A 17,757-nucleotide genomic window follows, 5' to 3' on the forward strand; every position below is an offset into this window, starting at 1 on the left:
GCGGCGGGTGCGTCTCAGCCGGTCACCGCCGGGCTTCGGCGGACGTGAACCACGGGTGGACGGGTACGCCCGGGCCCCACGTGCCGGGCCGGCCGCCCGCGTCCTTGGTCACGAACACGCTCGGCTCGGAGGCGGTCACGCCGCCGCCCGCCGAACGCGCCGTGACGAACCACGCGTGGGCCGTGCCCGGCTTGAGGTTCCTCCAGGTCACCGAGGCGACCTCACCGGAGTCGGCCCTGTCCCTGCCGATGACGCGCACCGGGTCGTACAGCGCCAGCGAGTCCGTCCTGAACGACGTGGTACGGGTGCTGAGGTCCACCGGCAGCACCATGTTGTCCTCGGTGCCGTCGTAGCGGTGGTCCGCGTCGTACTCGGTGGCGCCGAACTCGTCGAGCAGCGGCGAGTAGGTGTCCACGGTCAACTCGGCCCGGTCGACGTCGAACTGGAGCATCCGGAAGAAGCTCGAACCGAACCGGAGCTGGTCATCGGGCCGGTAACCGCCCACTTCGGTCAGTCCGAGCCGGTCGGCGGACACGGTGTAGAACTGGTAGTCCGCGAGCAGTTCCACCACACCGTGGGAGACCTCGCCCACCTTGGGCTTCACATTGGTGCCCACACCGTGCTCATGACCGGCGAGGATCAGGAACACGTTCGGGTTGTCCTGCACCACCGTCTTGTACAGCATCGACCCGTCGGGCGCGGAGAACGGGGCGCCGCGTCCGTCGGGGCTGCTGCTCGGCGCCAGGTAGTCGTGCGAGAGCAGGATGCCGTTGCGGTCGGGATAGCGGGCGAACACCGAGTCGGCCCATGCGGCCTCCTCCTTCGTCACCCCGTACGACAGGCCCACCACGACGAAGTCGACACCGCCGGCGGAGAACAGGTCGTAGTGGTTCTGGTTGTCTCCCGGCCGCCAGGGACCGCCGTACTCGGCGTGCCGCCAGCCCTCGGACAGCGCCTGGTAACGGTCCGGCCCGTAGTACTGGTTGTAGAGGGCGTCCGGCCCGTTCTCGGTGCCCGACCGGTTGTCGTGGTTGCCCGCGATCACACCGTTGGGCACCCCGGCGTCGTCGAGGATCCGCTGCTGCTCGGAGGACACCTCCATCTCGCCCACGGCCTGGCGCCGGGTGGCCTCGTCGGCGGGCTTGCGGATGTTGTTCTCGATGATGTCGCCGGTGTGCGCCACGTACGAGATCTTCCGCTCGTCCTTGTTGGCGGCGATCCAGCGCGTGACGTCCCCGTACGCCTTCTCCCACACCGCGCGTTCCGCGGCCGTCTCCTGCTCCACCGCGCCCTCGGAGAGGTACTGCGTGTCGGTGAAGTGGACGATCGAGAAGTCGTACGCGTCCGGGTCGGCGAACCGGTCCGGGTCACCGGCGTCGATGTCGTCGGCGAAGGGGTCCTCGCCGGTCACCATGACGTGGACCTGCTGCCGGTCGATGTACGCCCGGTCGACGACCGCCGTCAGCACGGTGTCGCCCTCGGCGGCGCCCCGGGCGCTCGTCAGGACGTCCCACCGCTCGGTCGCGGTGTTCCACACGCGCAGCGCGGCGAGCCGTTCGGGGTCGATGACACCCTCCCAGCGCAGCACCGGCGCGTCGGTGCGGCCCTTCACGCGGACGTCGAACCGCTGGTACGTGACGTCCTGCGCGGCGGGCGCGTCGAGTGTCCTGCCGTCGGCGGGTGCGAGGCCGGCGGCCTTCACCCGGCGCTCGCCCGGCACCCGCAGCGTCGTGGGGACGGAGTCCGCGGTGCCCTCGTACACCTGCCGCGGCGTGAGGATCTCGGCCTCGGAGAACGTGGCGCTCACCTCGCCCCCGTCGGGCTCCGCCACCTCGGCCGACAGCCGGACGCTGCGGCCCGCGTCGGTCGTGCCGGCCTTCGGGGCGAGACCCGTGGGGGTGTCCGGGACGCCGGCGGAGGCGAACGTCACCTCACGGGTGCCGGTGTTGCCGAGGCCGTCGGTGCCGGACACCGACAGGGTGTGCCGGCCGGCGGACAGGCCCGGCCCGATGGGCGTGCCGGGCTCGACCGGCTTCCCGTCGAGCTTCACCTCCGGTCCGTCGACCACGCCGGACGCGTCCTCCAGCCGTACGTCGAGCACGACCGACGCGGTGATCCGCTGCCCGGCGGCCGGGACGCTGGTGGTGACCCGGGGCGCCGAGTTGTCGGTGACCAGCGTGCGCGTGGCCTTCTCACCGGACCGGGAGGCCGCGGCGAGAGTGTGCTCGCCGTCGTCGATCCGCCGGGTGTCGAGGTCGGCGCGCAGCCCCTGTGCGGGGCCCTCGACGAAGAACTCGAGGTCGATCTCGGTCAGCGGGTTGACGTTGTCGCCGCAGTTCCCGTCCCCGAGGCCGTACGAGCCCTTGAGCATCCGCCCGGTGGCGGTGCCGCTCGCCGGGGTGAGGGTGATGCCGGAGACGGCGAAGTCGTCGCGGTTGTCCCCGCACGAGGTGGGGTACGTGCCGGCGACGAAGTCGACGGTGTTCCAGCCGGGCTCCAGCCACTCGTTGGGGAAGGCCAGGTCGACGTGGCGTCCGGCGAAGTCACTCTCCAGCACCTGCTTGCGGCCGTTCACCAGGACGTGGTTGCCGTAGCGGGCCTCGATCGAGTTGCCGCCCACGGTGAAGCCGAGGGTCGCGGTCCCGGCGCCGAGGGTGTCGCTGACGTGCACGGCCGGGGCGTCGATCGAGTAGTGCAGCTCGACCTCCCGCAGGCGCGTGTCACCGCTGCCGCAGGAACCGTCGCCCAGGGCGTAGGAGTCCGCGATGTCCCGGCCCGTGACGGTGCCGCCGTCCAGGGCGAGTCCGAGGTCCGCGATGTCGAAGTCGTCGCGGTTGTCGCCGCAGCTTTCCCGGTAGGCGCTGGTGACGACCTTGACGGTGTTGTCCCCCGGCACCAGGTGGCGGGCCGGGACGGCGATCTCCACCCGCTGGTTCACCCAGGTGCCGCCCAGGTCGATCCGCTTGCCGTTGACCAGCAGGTGGTTGTCGTACTTGTCGTCGATGGAGTTCGAGCCGACGTCGAAGGAGAAGGTGGCCGCGCCGCTGCCGAGGTGCGCCTCGGTGACGGGTGCCGCACCGTCCACGGTCAGCGACCCGACGCCGCCGTCGGTTCCTGCCGGGAGGCTCGCGGACACCGTCTGCCGGCCGGCCACCAGCGTGCCGTCCTCGGGCAGCAGCCGGGGCGCGCCCGCGGGCGCGTTGTTGACGGTCACGTCGTTCTCGACCGTCTTGCCCGACGCGGTGGTCGCGCCGATGACGTGCGCGCCGTTGCGGAGCTTCGTGGTGTCCAGCTCGGCGCGCAGACCGGTGGTGCCCCGCGGATCGCCCAGGACGAAGAAGGTGAGTGCCGCCTTCGTCCGCAGCGTGGGGTTGGAGCCGCAACTGCCGTCGCCGAAGGAGTAGGTGTACTCGTTCTCCTCGCCGTCGGCCCTCTCGCCGAGCAGCTCCAGGCCGATGTCCGAGAGCACGAAGTCGTCGTGGTTGGCGCCGCACGAGCTCTCGACGGTACCGGCGACGACCTCGATCGTGTTCTCGCCCTTGACCAGGTGCTGGTTCGGTATCTCGATCGTGCCCCGTTCGTTGACGAGGTCGCCGATGTCGGCCCGGTAGTCGCCGTTGACCACGATGTGGTTGCGGTAGCGGGCCTCCGTCGAGTTCGAGCCGACGTCGAAGGTGAGCCGGGACACCCCGACCGTCCGCTCCGCGTCGACCTCCTTCCCGTCGACCGCCAGCCTCGTCACGGAGTCACCGGCGAGCGTCGGCGTGGCCGCGATGTGCTCGGTGCCCTCCAGATAGGTCCCGTCGCGGGGGACCAGCGCCGGCAGGCTGGTCCCCTCCGCCGAACCGGCTCGCTCCGCCGGCCGCTCCGGGTCGGCCCGGGCCGCCGTCGTGTTCCCGCTCACCAGGAGCAGCGCCGCGAGCGCCACTCCCGTGAGACGCCGCGCCCTGGACCCGCCGCCCGGCCGTCTTCGCCGCTGTCCTGTCCGCATCAGCAGCCGCCCTCCCTGATCGCCGCACGATGAAGGGCACACCGGCAGTTACGGGCATGCCCATGGCGAATCCTGGGCGGCGCGGGTGAACGCGGATGAAGCAGCCGTGAACGATCAGCGGAAGGAGGCGCGCGACCCGGTCAGCGCCTGAACACCCAGGTGGTCCTCGGCTCCACCGCCCAGCGGAAGACCCGCCGCACCGGCGGTGTGCACAGCACCGTCACGACCACGGCGGCGACCAGGGTGACCGTGATCCCGCCGAGCGGGCGGTACAGCCAGTCCGGGTCGTACCAGCCCCAGTACTTGCTGACCTGCGCGACGAAACCGTGCAGGAGATAGCCGTACAGCGTGGCCGCGCCGAGCGCCGTGAACCAGGTCCGCCGTCCCGGCACCCAGGCGAGGAAACAGGCGACGAGGAGCAGCGAGCAGCCGAACAGGACCAGGGTCACGACGGGGCCGTACCAGGCCGGGGCGGACAGTTCCTGCGCGCTGTCCCCGTGGTAGAGCCAGCCGGACGTCACCCGCGGGACCGCCCAGTACGCCGCGGCCGCCGCCACCGCGAACACCGGTACGGCCAGCATCCGCACCCGGCGGCGGCGCACCATCCGGAAGTGCTCGGGCCGCAGGACGAGACCGAGCACGAAGTACGGCAGGAACTGCAGCATGCGCTGCACGTCGAGGTCTTCGCCGAGCGACGGGGACACCGTCGCCAGCATGGCGATGACGAGCGCGACGGGAACCGGCCACCGCACGAGCTTCCACAGCGGCGTGGTGAGTCGCCACACGAACAACGCGGCCAGGAACCACGTCAGGTACAGCGGCTCCAGCAGCGTGATCGGCCGGTCGGGGACGCCGTCCGTCCACCGGGTGAAGAAGGTGTACGCCGTCTCGAACACGATGTACGGCAGGACGACGCCGGTGACCAGGCGCTTGACGCGCTCCGGACTGCCGTCGAAGCCGCGCGAGTGGTAGCCCGCGACGACGATGAACGCGGGCATGTGGAACGCGTAGACGAGCATGTACAGCGCGCTGACGGCCCGGCTGCCGTCGCGCAGCGGCTCCCAGGCGTGTCCCACCGCGACCAGCACGATCGCCAGGTACTTGGCGTTGTCGAAGAACGCGTCACGCCGCGGCGCCCGCCGGGACGTGTCGTCCTGTCCGGTACGGGGGACGGCGGCGGCGGGGATGCTGGGCGACGACATCCCAGCCGCCTCACCCGTCCCGCGGGTGGCTAAACCTGTGATCTGCCGGTGTGAGCGCCGCCCGTCCGCTTTGCTTTTCTTTTGCCGTTCGGGAACATGGTCACGGCCGCGTCCGTTTGACCGGACGGACCGTGACAGCGACAGAAGAGGTGGCACCAAGTGGCGATGTTTGACCGGCTCAAGGAACAGGCCAGGGCCCTCCAGCAGTCCCAGGGCGCACGGGCGGGGAGCGGACAGCAGCACGGGCACGGTTCCTCCTCGGGCGGCGGCTCCAAGGCCCAGCTCATGGGGCTGTTCAAGTCCCAGCTCGCGTCGGCCAAGGCGGAGCTCAAGAGCGGTGCCTACCGGGACGCCAGCATGGCGATGTGCGCGCTGGTCGCCGCGGCCGACGGACGCGTCGACCCGGCCGAGCGGCAGCGCGTGGAGGAACTGATCGTCTCCAACGAGGTGTTGCAGAACTTCCCGGCGGACCAGCTCCGCAAGCGGTTCAACGAGCACGTGGACCGGCTCACGGCCAACTTCGAGCTGGGCAAGGCCCGGGCGCTGGAGGACATCGCCAAGGCGGCGAAGAAGCCGGTCGAGGCCCGGGCCGTCGTCCAGACCGGCCTCGTCGTCGCCGGAGCCGACGGCAGCTTCGAGCCGGCCGAGCAGTACGCCGTGCGCGACGCCTGCTCGGTCCTCAACCTCTCACCGGCGGAGTTCGGTATCTGACGGCGGCTCGGGGAGAGCGGCGCCCGACGCCGGGCCGACGGTGTGACCGAGCAGGTGCAGCGGTGCCGCCGTGATCCCGGCCTCCTCCATGGCGTCCCAGTGGGCCCGCGCCACCGCCGCGTCCACCAGGCCGTGCACCAGCGGCAGCCGGTCGTCCGAGGCGCGCAGCAGGGACTCGGCGCGGCAGGAGGCCAGGGTTCCCTCGATCCAGGGCTGGGCGAGGTAGCCGGCCGCCGCCGCGGCCGGGAGGTCGTCGGCGACCTCCCGGCCGGTGCCGCCGACGTGCAGCAGTCCGCCGCCCAGGACCAGGACGTCGCTCCGTTCCCGCATACGGGCGAGGGCCCGTCCGGTGTCGAAGCAGTGCGGGAAGGAATCGTCGACCACGACGGCACCGGGCCGGAGCCGGTCGACGTCGAGCACCGCCGTCGCCCCGCTCACCGCCGTCACCAGCAGATCCGCGGCGTGCACGGCGTCCGGCAGCATCCGCTGCGCCTCGACGGCCTCCACCTCACCGGCCAGCCCGCGCTCCCTCAGCCGGCGGCCGAGCTCCCTCAGCCGGGCCCCGCTGCCGCGCACATCGCACAGCAGCAGACGCCGGGGCGGGCGGGCGGCCAGCGACAGCAGCAGCTCCAGTGACGACGCACCGATCGAACCCAGCCCGGCGAACGCCACCTCCAGGTCGGCGAGATCCCGGCCGGTCGCGTCCAGCGCCGCGTGCACGGTCCTGACCACCGACACCACCGTCGCCGCGTGCCCCGTCGTCACGGCCGACGGGTACCGCCGGTGCCGCAGCACGTCGAAGCCGTATCCGGTCAGCGACGGGATCATCCCGGCGAGGGACACACAGCGCGCGCCCAGGGAGGCGGCCAGCGACACCGCGCGAGCGGTGTGGTCCACCAGAGAGGCCCCCCGCCCGAGTTCGTCGGCGAACAGCGGCACGCACACGAAACCCGACCGGCCCAGCGGTGTGCGCACCGTCTCCAGCAGCCTCGGGCCGCCGTCGGGGAACAACAGGGCGCGCATCTCGGCCCGGGGCAGCGCCGCCTCGGGCAGGCCAGCCAGCCGGGCGAGGTGCTCCGGCGCCGGCAGATAGCCGACGAGAGCCGCGTCCGTCGTCCCCCGCCGCCTCCTCGGCGGGGGCACCACGACCCGGCGGTTCCCGGCCGCCCGCACCAGACGGCCGCGCACCGAGCGGACGAAGCCGTCGAGCGCGTCCGGCGAGAACGCGGCGGCGCTGCCCCGGACGGTGACCCGCAGCCCGTCACCGTCCGGCCGTACCGCCATGAACAGATCCGTCGCCGACGACGGCGGCAGGAACACGCTGTCCCCCGCCTCCCACGCCACCCGCAGCGCACCGTCGCCCCGCGGGGCCAGCGCGGCGAAGTCGAGGTGGGTGAAGAAGAACTGCGACGTCACGGGCAGACCGTCGGCGTGCCGGGGCACCACGTCCTCATGGGCGCGCGCCTCCTCCGCCTCCGCCACGATCCGGCGCAGCGCGTCACCGAACTCCCCTTCCGCGAGGGGCGCGTCGGCCGCGCCGGCCGGCCGCACGGGTACGGCGCCGGCGAACGGCCCGAAGACCCGGTGCGCGTCGGGCAGCGCACGGTCCCGGCCGCTGACCGCCAGTCCCACCACCAGATCGGGCCGGCCCGTCACCGCCGTCAACTCCTGGTAGTAGGCGGTCAGCAGCGGGGCGTACAGCGTGGTCCGCGCGGCCGAGGCGACCTCGCGCAGGGCGGCCGTCAGCGTCGCGTCGAGCGTGAACCCGGCCGACTCGAAACGGTGGTCGCCGCCCACGGCGGCGGTACGCAGCACCGGCGGCCGGTACGGGGCGTTCAGCCGGCCGGTCCGGGCCCGGTGCTCCGCCGTGGCCGGTGCGCCGGCGGCGGACCCGGCCACCGCCAGGGCGTGGTCGCGGAAACCGGCCCGCAGCGCGGGCAGTGCGGGCGCGGCGCCGCCGGCCAGCCGGTCGTACACCTCGATGAGTTCCCGTATCAGCAGCGCCGAACTGTAACCGTCACCGATGAGATGGTGCGCGTGCACCAGCAGGACGTGCTCCCGCGGCTCCAGGGTGAGCACCCGCAGGCGTATCAACGGCCACGCCCAGGGTTCCAGACGCCGCTCCGCCTCGGTCGCGGCCCGCTCGTCCACCTCGGCGGGATCGGCGACCGTCTCGAAGCCGACCGGCAGCCGCAGCGACCGGGGCAGCTCCTGCTGCACGGGCGGCCGGGCACCGGAGGGAAAGACGGTGCGCAGCATGCCGTGGCGCTCCACCAGCACGTCCACCGCCCGCTGGAAGAGGTCCGGATCCAGCGGCCCGGACAGCCGGAGCCGCGCCAGCCACGTTCCGACGCCCGGCGAGAGCGCCTCGGCGAGGAGGAACCCGCGCTGGCCGGGAGTGACCGGGAACGGGCCCGGATCCCGGTCACCGGACGGAGCGGGCGCGGCGTCCGTGACGTCCCCTTCCGCGGCGCCGTCCACGGCCTCCGCCAGTGCGGCGAGGGTGCGGTGACGGTAGACCACGGTCGGCCGGGGCAGCGGCCCCGCCCGCTCCGCGAGCCGGGCGAACACCTGGAGGACGAGCAGTGAATCGCCGCCCAGTTCGAAGAAGTCGTCCTCCCGGCACACGGCGGCCACCCGCAGCACCTCGCACCAGATCGCCGCCAGCCGCCGCTCGGTCGCCGTGGCCGGGGGAGTCCTCCCGTCACCGGACGGTGTGCCCGGACCGGCGTCCGTCGTCAGCAGCGCCGGCCGGTCGACCTTGCCGGTTCCGGTCAGCGGCAGCACGTCGACGAACGTGATCCGCGCCGGGACCATGTACGACGGCAGCAGCCCGGCCAGATGCCGGCGCACCTCACCCGCGACCGGCCGTTCGGCCCCCGCCCGGGTGGTGACGAAGGCGAGCAGCCGTCCCTCGTGCGCGAGCACCACGGCCCGCCCGACACCGGGACAGGTCTGCAGCGCCGCCTCCACCTCTCCCGGCTCCACCCGGTTCCCGCGGATCTTCACCTGGTCGTCGACCCGCCCCAGGAACTCCAGGACGCCGTCCGCCGACCGGCGCACCCGGTCCCCGCTGCGATACCAGCGCCGCCCCCCGCGCACCGTGAACGCCCGCGCGGTCAGCTCCGGTTCGCCCAGATAGCCGGAGGTCAGACCGACACCCGCGATGAGCAGCTCCCCGGCCTCACCAGCCCCGCACACGGCACCGTCGGCGTCGACCACCTCCAGCAGGGCACCGGCCGCGGGCCGCCCGATCGGCAGCCGCCGCACCTCGTCACCCGGGCGTGCCTCGATGATGTGGCAGGTGGCGTTGACGGTCGCCTCGGTCGGCCCGTACAGGTTCGCGACGCGCGTGCCGCCCCCGAACAGGTCGAACCAGCGGCGCACATGCTCCACGGGCAGCGCCTCACCGCCGACGTGCACCCAGCGCAGCGCCGACAGGTCCACCGGTGCCGCACCCCGCCCCGCCCGTGCCTCGGCGGCCGACAGCAGCTGCTCCCACAGCGTCGGAACGGAACTCCACACGGTCACCCGCGCCCGCTCCACCCGCGCCAGCAGCAGCTCGGGGTCCCGCAGCAGGTGCCTGGGCACGGTCACCACGGTGCCGCCCACCATCAGCGGCGCGAGCAACTGGCGCACCGAGGCGTCGAAACACGGCGACGCGGTCTGCGCGAGACGGTCGTCGGGGCCGTAGCCGAAGGTGTCGACGGCCCAGTCGAGGTAGTTCTCCATCGCCCGGTGGGTGACCGGCACCGCCTTCGGGCGTCCCGTCGACCCGGAGGTGAAGATGACGTACGCGACCGCCCCGGGATCCGGCGCGGCGGCGGCAGGGCCGTCGTCGTCCGACGGGCCGTCGGCCGCCACCGTCCGTACGCCGTTCAGGCCTTGGGCGAGGCCCAGGGTGGGGGAGTGGCACACCACCGTGGAGGCGCCCGTACGGGTCAGCTGATCGGTCAGCCGCGCCCGGGGATGCTCCGGATCCAGCGGGACCCAGCCGGCCCCGGCCCGCAGGATGCCCACCACACCCACCACCGTGTCCGCACCCGGCTCGGTCAGCAGCCCGACCAGACCGCCCGGACGGACGCCCTGCGCACGCAGCCGCGCCGCGAGGGCGGCGGAGGCACGGTCGAGTTCCCCGTACGTGAGGGACGCCTCCCCGGCGTCGACGGCGGTCGCGCCGGGACGCGTACGGAACCGGTCGAGCAGCCGGGTGATCAGAGGAAGGCGCCCGTCGGGCAGCGCGGACGGTGCCGGTCCGGGCACGGGCACGAGCGCCGCCAGCTCCTCCCGGAACTCCCGGTCCAGACGGGCCACGGTGGCCCGCTCGAACAGCGGCGCCGGGAAGTTCCACGACACGCGCAGCACCGGACCGTCCGCCCAGCACAGCAGGGACAGCCGGGTCGTCGCCGACCCGGTGCCGGCCGCGGTCGCCCCCACCTCCACCGGGCAGCCGGGTGCCGCCGCGGCCGGGAACCGGGCGAAACTGAAGCCCGCCGGGCTCACCGTACGGGGCCCGGCACCGGCGCCGGGCAGCATCCCGGCCAGGTCCAGACTGCTCACCCCGGCGTGCCGCTCGCTCTCCAGCCACAGCCGGCGCAGCCGCTCCGCCAGCGCCACGACCGGCTCCCCGCCGTCCACCTCGCACAGCAGCGGCAGGGTGTCGGCGAGCGGACCGACGAGCCGGTCCATCCCGTCGAAGCGGTCGTCGCGGCCCGCCCTGGCCACGTTCACGGCGACGTCCCGGCGCCCCGTCCACCGCGCGAGACAGCGCACGTACGCGGCGAGGAGCAGATGGAACAGGGACACGCCGTGCGTGGCGGCGAGCCGTTCGAGACCGGCGCTCGACTCCGCGTCGAACGCGCCGTGGTGCTGCACGATCGGGCCGGTCGCGGGAGCGTCGGGATCACCGTCGTAGGGCAGCCGCAGTGGCGCACCGCGCGCGGCGAGACGCTCCGCCCAGTAGCGCCGGACGGCATCCGGCACACCGGGGTGCCGCGTGCTCGCCGCGTACCGCGCGAAGTCCGGCGCCGCCGGCACCGGCTGTGGCGTGGGCTCTCCGTGCCACAACGCGGTGTACGAGGTCCACAGTTCCTCGGCGAGGACGTTGAGGCTGTACCCGTCGGCGGCCGCGTGGTGCACGACCAGCAGCAGATGGGCGAGTTCCGGCTCCTGGCGGAGCAGCACGGCGCGTACCGGCGGACCCGCCGTCAGGTCGAAAGGCCGGTTGCACACGGCGGACTCGGTGCCGGCCAGGTCCTCGGCCGCGCAGTCCCGCACCTCGTACCAGTCCGCCACCGGAACCGGCGCGGCCACCCGCTGCGTCGGCCGCGCGCCCGAGGTGTCCACCCGCAGCCGCAGCATGCCGTGCCGTTCCGCCAGGTGCGCCAGCGCCCGGCCGAGGACGCCGGTGTCGAGCGGGCCGCGGATCGTCAGCCGCAGATGACCGCGCGCCGGGACGTCCGGGTGGAGCAGGCTGCTGGTGTGGAGCGCGAGCTGGACGGGCGTCAGCGCGAAGGGCTCGCCGTCCAGGTGGTCCGGGCGGTCCGGGACCCGGTCGTCGAGGTGGGCGGCGAGTTCGCGCACGGTCCGGTGCTCGAAGAAGAGCGTGGTGGGCAGGTCCCGCCCCAGCTTCCGCTCCAGCCGTTTGACGAGGTCGACGGCGCCCAGCGAGTCCAGGCCGAGGGTCAGGAACGGCGTGTCGTCGTCGACCGCCGCCGGCGGGACCTCGAGGGACCGCGCCAGCAGCTCCCGCAGTACGGCGGCCGTACCGGAGGAGGCCGGGGTTCGATCGCTCGTTCCGCCGGCCATGGGCGGCGGTGCCGGGCTGGCCGGGGGTGTCGTGGGCGTCAGATCGGCGAGCACCAGCTGTGCCGCGTCCGTGCCGCAGGCCGACCGCAGGGCCGCCAGTGCGGGCGCCGTCGCCAGCGGCCGGCCCGCGGCGGTCGCGAGGCCGCCGACGCCCCCGGCGGCGAGGCCCGTCCCGCCGAACGGCCCGAGGTTCACCGACAGCCACGGGCGGCCCGCCCGCCGTTCGGCCCCGGCGAAGGAGTCGAGGAAGGCGTTCGCCGCCGCGTACGCGCCCAGGGCGCCGGCCAGGCCGGGCAGCACCGACGACACCGACGAGAACGCGACACGCACTCCGGGGTGCTGCCCGTGCCGGTCCAGCGCCTCGGTCAGCAGGACGGTGCCGAGCGTCTTCGCGCCCAGCGCGTCGACCGTCTCCTCCGCGTCCGTTCCGCGCAGACTGCCGGGCCGGGCGACTCCGGCCGCGTGGAAGACGGCGTCCAGCGGGGGGAGGCCGGCGACGAGCCGTTCGACGTCGTCGGGGACGGTGAGGTCGGCCGTGACGTAGCGGGCGTCGGCGCCGAGTGCGGTGAGTTCTTCCAGGAGACCCCGGGGCGGGTGGGGGGAGCGTCCTGCCAGTACGAGGACGGGGCGGGCCCGGTTCGCGAGTTGCCGGGCCAGCGCGGAGCCGATGCCTCCGGCGCCGCCCGTGATCAGGTAGGCGCCGTCGGCGGGCAACGGGGCCGTGCGGGCCGTGTGTTCCCCGGTGCGTGGCACGACGGCCCGTACCGAGCGCTGCCCGGCCCGCCAGGCGACGGCTCCTTCCGCCTGCGGCGCCGATGTCTCGGCGAGCAGTGCCCGCAGGTGCTGCTCCTCGTCGTCGAGGGAGGAGAGGTCGATCCAGTTCGCGATCACCCCCGACTCCTCGGGGACGGCCAGGGCCAGGCCGCCGAGGATCGCCTGGGCGGGGTTCGGGTTCTCCGGGCCGTGGCCTGTGACGTGTGCGTCCTGGGTCACCACCAGCAGGCGGCGGGCGCCGGTTCGGTCGAGCAGGGCGAGTGCTTCATGCAGTGCCGTGACTGCCTGGTGCTGGTGTTGTCGCAGGTCCGGCAGCGTTAGGGGGCGGGCCGTGTCGGCGAGCAGGATCACGGTCTCCGGGGTCTCGGCGTCATCCGCCCCCTGGGCGGCGAGTCGGTCTGTCAGCCGGCGTACCGCTGTCAGGTCCGCACCGGTCACTGTGACGGCGGGGTGCGTCGGGGTGGGCCGGGGGTGGGGCTGCGCTGCTCGGTGCTTGCGAGGTGCCGCTGCACCCACCCTCCCCCACTCCCGGCTCCGCTCGAGCGGGGGGACCCCCATCGCCCTGGGGGTACCTCCCAGGCCCTTTCGGGCTCTGAGGGAGGTACGACTGCCCGCGGTGGGCGACGAGTTCTGCCACACGATGTCGTGCAGCAAGCCCTGTGTCGTGGGTTCGGACCAGTACCTGCTTCGCTGGTACGGGTAGGGCGGGAGCGGTATCCGTCGGTGCCCCTCGTCGAGGGTCGTACGGTCCACCGGTACGCCTCGGGTCCACAGTCGGGCCACGGTCTCCAGCAACTCCCGTGCACCGCCCGGCGCTTCGACCGCCGACACCACGAAGACATCGCCGTCTGCCGCTACCGTCCGGGTCGGGCCGAGGTCCACGAACGTGTCGTAGCCCTCCTCCACCAGGCGCGTCACCGCGCGGTCGAACCGCACCGGACGCAAGGCGTGTTCGCGTAGGTGGTCCGGGGTCATCGGGGGCTGCCACGCGGCGGTGAGTGTGCTCATCACCGGTGTCGTGGGTGCCGTCGGGGTCAGTTCGCGGGCCGCGTCCGACAGGGCCTGGGCGACCGGCTCCATCAGCGGGGAGTGGAAGGCGCGCGACACCCGCAACGGGCGTACGGCCGCGCCCCGTTCGGCGAGCCGCCGTGACGCCTCGCGGACCGCGTCGGGGGTGCCGGAGATCACCAGCCGCCCCGGCCCGTTGTACGCCGCGACCGCCAGTTCGCCCCCGGAGGCGTCCACCAGGGCGGACACCTCCCGCTCCTCGGCGCCCAGTACGGCCGCCATGGCGCCCGGTGCGGTCGACCCGCCCATGAGCCGGCCCCGTTCCGCCGCGAACGTCACCGCCTCGCGCAGGGACAGCGTCCCGCCCACGCAGGCGGCCGCGAGTTCGCCGACGCTGTGTCCGACGACCGCGTCGGGCCGTACGCCCCAGGCGGTCAGTTGCCGGGCGAGGGCGACACCGTGCGCGACCAGCAGCGGCTGCGCCACCTCCGTCGCGGCCAGGTCGTCCTCGGCCACGTCGCCGTCGACGCACCAGTCCGTCAGCTCCCGCCCGCACACCCTTCCGACGGCCGCCGACGCCTCGTCGAGCGTGGCGCGGTACACCGGCGCCGTGGCGTACAGCGCCGCGCCCGGACCCGGCCGCAGGCCGCCCTGGCCGGGCAGGACGAAGACGGTCCGGGGCCGGTGCGTCACCGTCCCGGTGATCGCGCCCCGTCGTGCCGTGCACGCCGCGGTGAGCCGTTCCGGCAGGTCGCCGTCGGCGACGATCGCGAGACGGTGGGGCCGGTCGTCCCGTGCCGTACCGGCCGTCGCACAGACGTCGGCCTCGTCGAGCCCCGGGTGCTCGCGCAGATGCTCCGCGAGCCGCGACGCCCACGCCTCCAGCCCCTGTGCGCTGCCCGCCGAAAGGGTCAGCAGACGAGGGCCGTCGCCCGCCCGGCGCGCGGTGCGCACCGGCGCGGGCGGGGCCTCCTCCAGGACGGCGTGCGCGTTGGTGCCGCCGAAGCCGAAGGCGTTGACGCCCGCCCTGCGCGGCCCGTCCGACTCCCAGTCGGTCTCCCCGGTGACGAGGGCGAACCCGGACCGTTCCACCGCGGGGGAGGGCGGGGTGTGGTGCAGCGAGGCGGGCAGCCGGCCGTGGCCGAGGGCCAGGACGACCTTCACCAGCGAGGGCAGCGCCGCCGCGTTCAGCAGATGCCCGATGTTGGTCTTCACCGAGCCGAGCAGCCGGGGCCGGCCGTCCGGGCGGGGCGGGAAGGCGTGTGTCAGGGACCGCAGTTCGACCGGGTCGCCGACGGCCGTGCCCGTGCCGTGCGCCTCGACGTAGGTCACCGACGCCGGGTCGACGCCGCAGTCCTCGTACGCCCGGGTGATCACCTCCCGCTGGCGCAGCGGATTGGGCGCCATCAGACTCAGCGACGTACCGTCGTTGTTGACGGCGGTGCCGCGGACGACGGCGAGCACCGTGTCGTCGTCACGGTGGGCCTCCGCCAGCCGCCGTACGACGAGTGCCGCCCCGCCCTCGCCCGGTACGAACCCGTCGGCCGCAGAGCCGAAGGCGCGGCCGCGCCCGGTCGGCGACAGGGCCTGCGCCGCCTCCAGGGAGCGGTGCGCGGCCGGGGTCAGATGCAGGTTGACGCCGCCGACGACCGCGAGGTCGCACTCGCCGTCCGCGAGGCTGCGCCGGGCCAGGTGCAGGGCCACCAGGCCCGAGGAGCAGGCGGTGTCCACGGCCAGCGCCGGCCCGTCCAGGTCGAGACAGTGCGCCACGCGGGCGGCGACGAGGTTCGGGAGGTTGCCGGTCAGGGCGGCCTCGACCGGCGGCGTGTCGCCGGGGGCGGCGTCGGCGAGGATCTGCCGGTAGCCGCTGTCGCCGACGGCGGCGAAGACGCCGATCCGCAGGCCGCGGCGGCGCGGCCCGGCGTATCCGGCGCGTTCCAGCGCCTCGTGGGCGAGTTCGAGGAAGATCCGTGCCTGCGGGTCGAGCGCGCGCGCCTCCTCGGCACCGATCCCGAAGTGCCCGGCGTCGAAGGCGGCGGGGTCGTCCAGGAAGGCACCCCACCGCCCGTCCTCCGCCGCCGCCCCGGCCGTGCCCCAGCGGCCCGCGGGCACCGCCGTCACGGCATCGCGGCCGGCGGTGAGCAGCTCCCAGAACTCCTCCGGCGTACCCGCGCCGGGGAACCGGCAGGCCAGCCCCACCACGGCGGTCTCCGGGCCCCGGGACGACGCACCGTCCCCGGTCCCCCTTCGCCCGGGCGCCTGCCGCCCCGCCGCGTCCAGGAGGTGGTCGGTGAGGGCGGCCACCGTGTCGTCGCGCATCACGGCCGGCCCGAGCGTCACGTCCAGCGCCCGCTCCAGCTCGGCGAGCGCCTCCATCGCCTTGAGCGAGCCGCCGCCCAGCTCGGCGAACCGGTCCCGGTCCCCGAACGACGGCTCCGGTATGCCCAGCACCTTCGCCCAGACCTCCCGCACCACGCCCCGCACCTCCGTGCGGGAGCGGGGCACCGGCGCCGGGTCCCCGGACGGCCGCGGCGGTTCCTGGCTCGCCACGGCCACCCCGGAGGCGGCCGTGGGCCGGTACGCCCCCTCCTCGAACCGCGACCGCATCCGCTGCCGCCGCACCTTGCCGCTGGTCGTGCGCGGGAAGGCGGACGGCGGCAGCGCGAACACCCGCACGTCGTCGTGGCCCAGCGCCGCCCGCACCCGCCCCGCGACCCGGTCCAGCACCCCGGCCGCCGAACGCGGCGGCCGGGCCCAGGCCACGAACACCACCACCCGCTCCCCGCCGGTCACCGGGTCGGTCGACCCGACCACCACCGTCGTCCCCGGCGGCACCCCGGGCGTGGCCGCCGCGACCTCCTCCATGTCCGGGGCGTGGAACGTACGGCCGTTGACGAAGAGCACGTCCTTGTGCCGGCCGCTGACACACAGCCGTCCGTCCCGCAGGAAACCGAGGTCACCGGTGCGCAGCCAGCCGTCGGCGAAGGCGGCCGCAGTCGCCTCCGGCAGACCGTGGTACCCGCGGGCCACCTGTGGACCACGCACCTCGACATGCCCCACCCGCCGGTCGCCCAGCGGACGGCCCCGGTCGTCGGTGACACGCACCGAGCACCCCGGCACCGGCAGCCCCACGTCCATCAACTCCACGGCGTCGCCGCCCGGTTCCCGCTCCACCGCCCGCCCCCGGCTGAGCGCGGCACGCTCCAGGGCGACGGGCACGGCCACCTCGCCCGGCGGCGGGAACGCGACGGCCAGGGTCGCCTCGGCCAGCCCGTACACGGGCGTCGCCGCCCGGGGGTCGAGCCCGGACGGCCGGGTCCGGGCGGCGAAGTCCCGCCACACCGTCGCCGAGATCGGCTCGGCGCCCACCAGGAGCAGCCGCACCGTGCTCAGATCGAGCCCGGCGAACACCTCCTCGGGAACCCGGCGGACGGTCAGCGCCAGGGCGAAGTTCGCGGCGGACAGCAGGGTGGCCCGGTGCGCGGCGGCCACCTCGAACCACAGCCGGGGGTTCTTCGCGAACGACAGCGGGGCGATCCGCACCTGCTTGGCCCGCGCGGCGAGCGGCGCCAGATGGGTGCCGATGAGCCCCATGTCGTGGAAGTACGGCATCCAGCTCACCACCACGTCCCGGTCGGTGAGCGCGGCGGCCCCGGTCAGCTGGCGCAGGTTGGCCAGCACGGCGGCGTGGGTCAGCTCCACGCCCTTGGGCGCCCCGGTGCTGCCGGAGGAGAACTGCAGGAACGCCAGGCCGTCCGGGTCGGCGGTGGCGGGCGACCCGACGGCGGAGGACGTCCGCAGCTCCTCCAGCCGCAGGACCCGGGCGCCGTCCGGGAGTTGGCCGGCCACGTCCGCGCAGGCCTCGTCCACCGCGACCGGGGGACGCCCGAGGTGCTCCCACACGGGGCGGACCCGCCGCACGTCGGGCGCCAGCGGCACTGGCACCAGACCGGCCGCGAGCGCGCCCCAGAACAGGGGCTGGAAGTCCTCACCGCGGTCCGCGACCACCGGCACACAGGTGCCCGGCGCGACTCCCGCGTCACGGTAACCGCCCGCGACCCGCAGGGAGTCCTCCAGCAGCCGCCGGAAGGTGACGGGCGTCTCCCCGCCGTCCCCCCGGACATGGACGACCACCTGGTCGGGGGCACGGCGGGCGGCGTCCAGCAGGACGTCCAGCAGCGTTACGGCGTTCATGGGTCCGTTCGTTCGTGCGGGGGCGACCGGTCGGCGACGACGACCGACCCCATTGTCAGTGGCTGCCCC

The 17,757-nt window shown here is 74.4% G+C and carries 4 protein-coding genes; 1 reads left to right on the forward strand and 3 read right to left on the reverse strand.

Features of this window, described 5'->3' with window-relative positions; genetic code table 11:
- Nucleotides 1-22: 22 nt before the first annotated feature.
- A complete protein-coding gene (locus ACZ62B_RS27190; protein ID WP_469692360.1) occupies nt 23-3,991 on the reverse strand; it encodes a metallophosphoesterase in 3,969 nt (1,322 codons plus the stop codon).
- A 140-nt stretch (nt 3,992-4,131) separates the two neighbouring features.
- The gene (locus tag ACZ62B_RS27195) at nt 4,132-5,193 is read right to left on the reverse strand and encodes an acyltransferase family protein (RefSeq protein ID WP_469692362.1); all 1,062 of its coding nucleotides are present in this window, start codon (nt 5,191-5,193) and stop codon (nt 4,132-4,134) included.
- 159 nt (nt 5,194-5,352) lie between these two features.
- Here ACZ62B_RS27195 and ACZ62B_RS27200 point away from each other — a divergent pair, with 159 nt between their 5' ends.
- On the forward strand, nt 5,353-5,904 hold the full coding sequence (locus ACZ62B_RS27200; protein WP_344560186.1) for a tellurite resistance TerB family protein: 552 nt from the start codon (nt 5,353-5,355) through the stop codon (nt 5,902-5,904).
- Here the strand turns inward: ACZ62B_RS27200 and ACZ62B_RS27205 are convergent.
- Complete coding sequence (locus ACZ62B_RS27205) at nt 5,881-17,688, reverse strand: amino acid adenylation domain-containing protein (RefSeq protein ID WP_469692364.1); 11,808 nt, start codon at nt 17,686-17,688, stop codon at nt 5,881-5,883. The two genes, ACZ62B_RS27200 and ACZ62B_RS27205, sit on opposite strands and share 24 nt — an antisense overlap.
- Between the last annotated feature and the right edge of the window lie 69 nt (nt 17,689-17,757).

The sequence above is a fragment of the Streptomyces sp. NPDC053426 genome (assembly GCF_055585405.1).

Coding starts and splice junctions, on each gene's coding strand:
- ACZ62B_RS27190 (WP_469692360.1), bottom strand. CDS start 3,991: ATGCGGACAGGACAGCGGCGAAGACGGCCGGGCGGCGGGTCCAGGGCG.
- ACZ62B_RS27195 (WP_469692362.1), bottom strand. CDS start 5,193: ATGTCGTCGCCCAGCATCCCCGCCGCCGCCGTCCCCCGTACCGGACAG.
- ACZ62B_RS27205 (WP_469692364.1), bottom strand. CDS start 17,688: ATGAACGCCGTAACGCTGCTGGACGTCCTGCTGGACGCCGCCCGCCGT.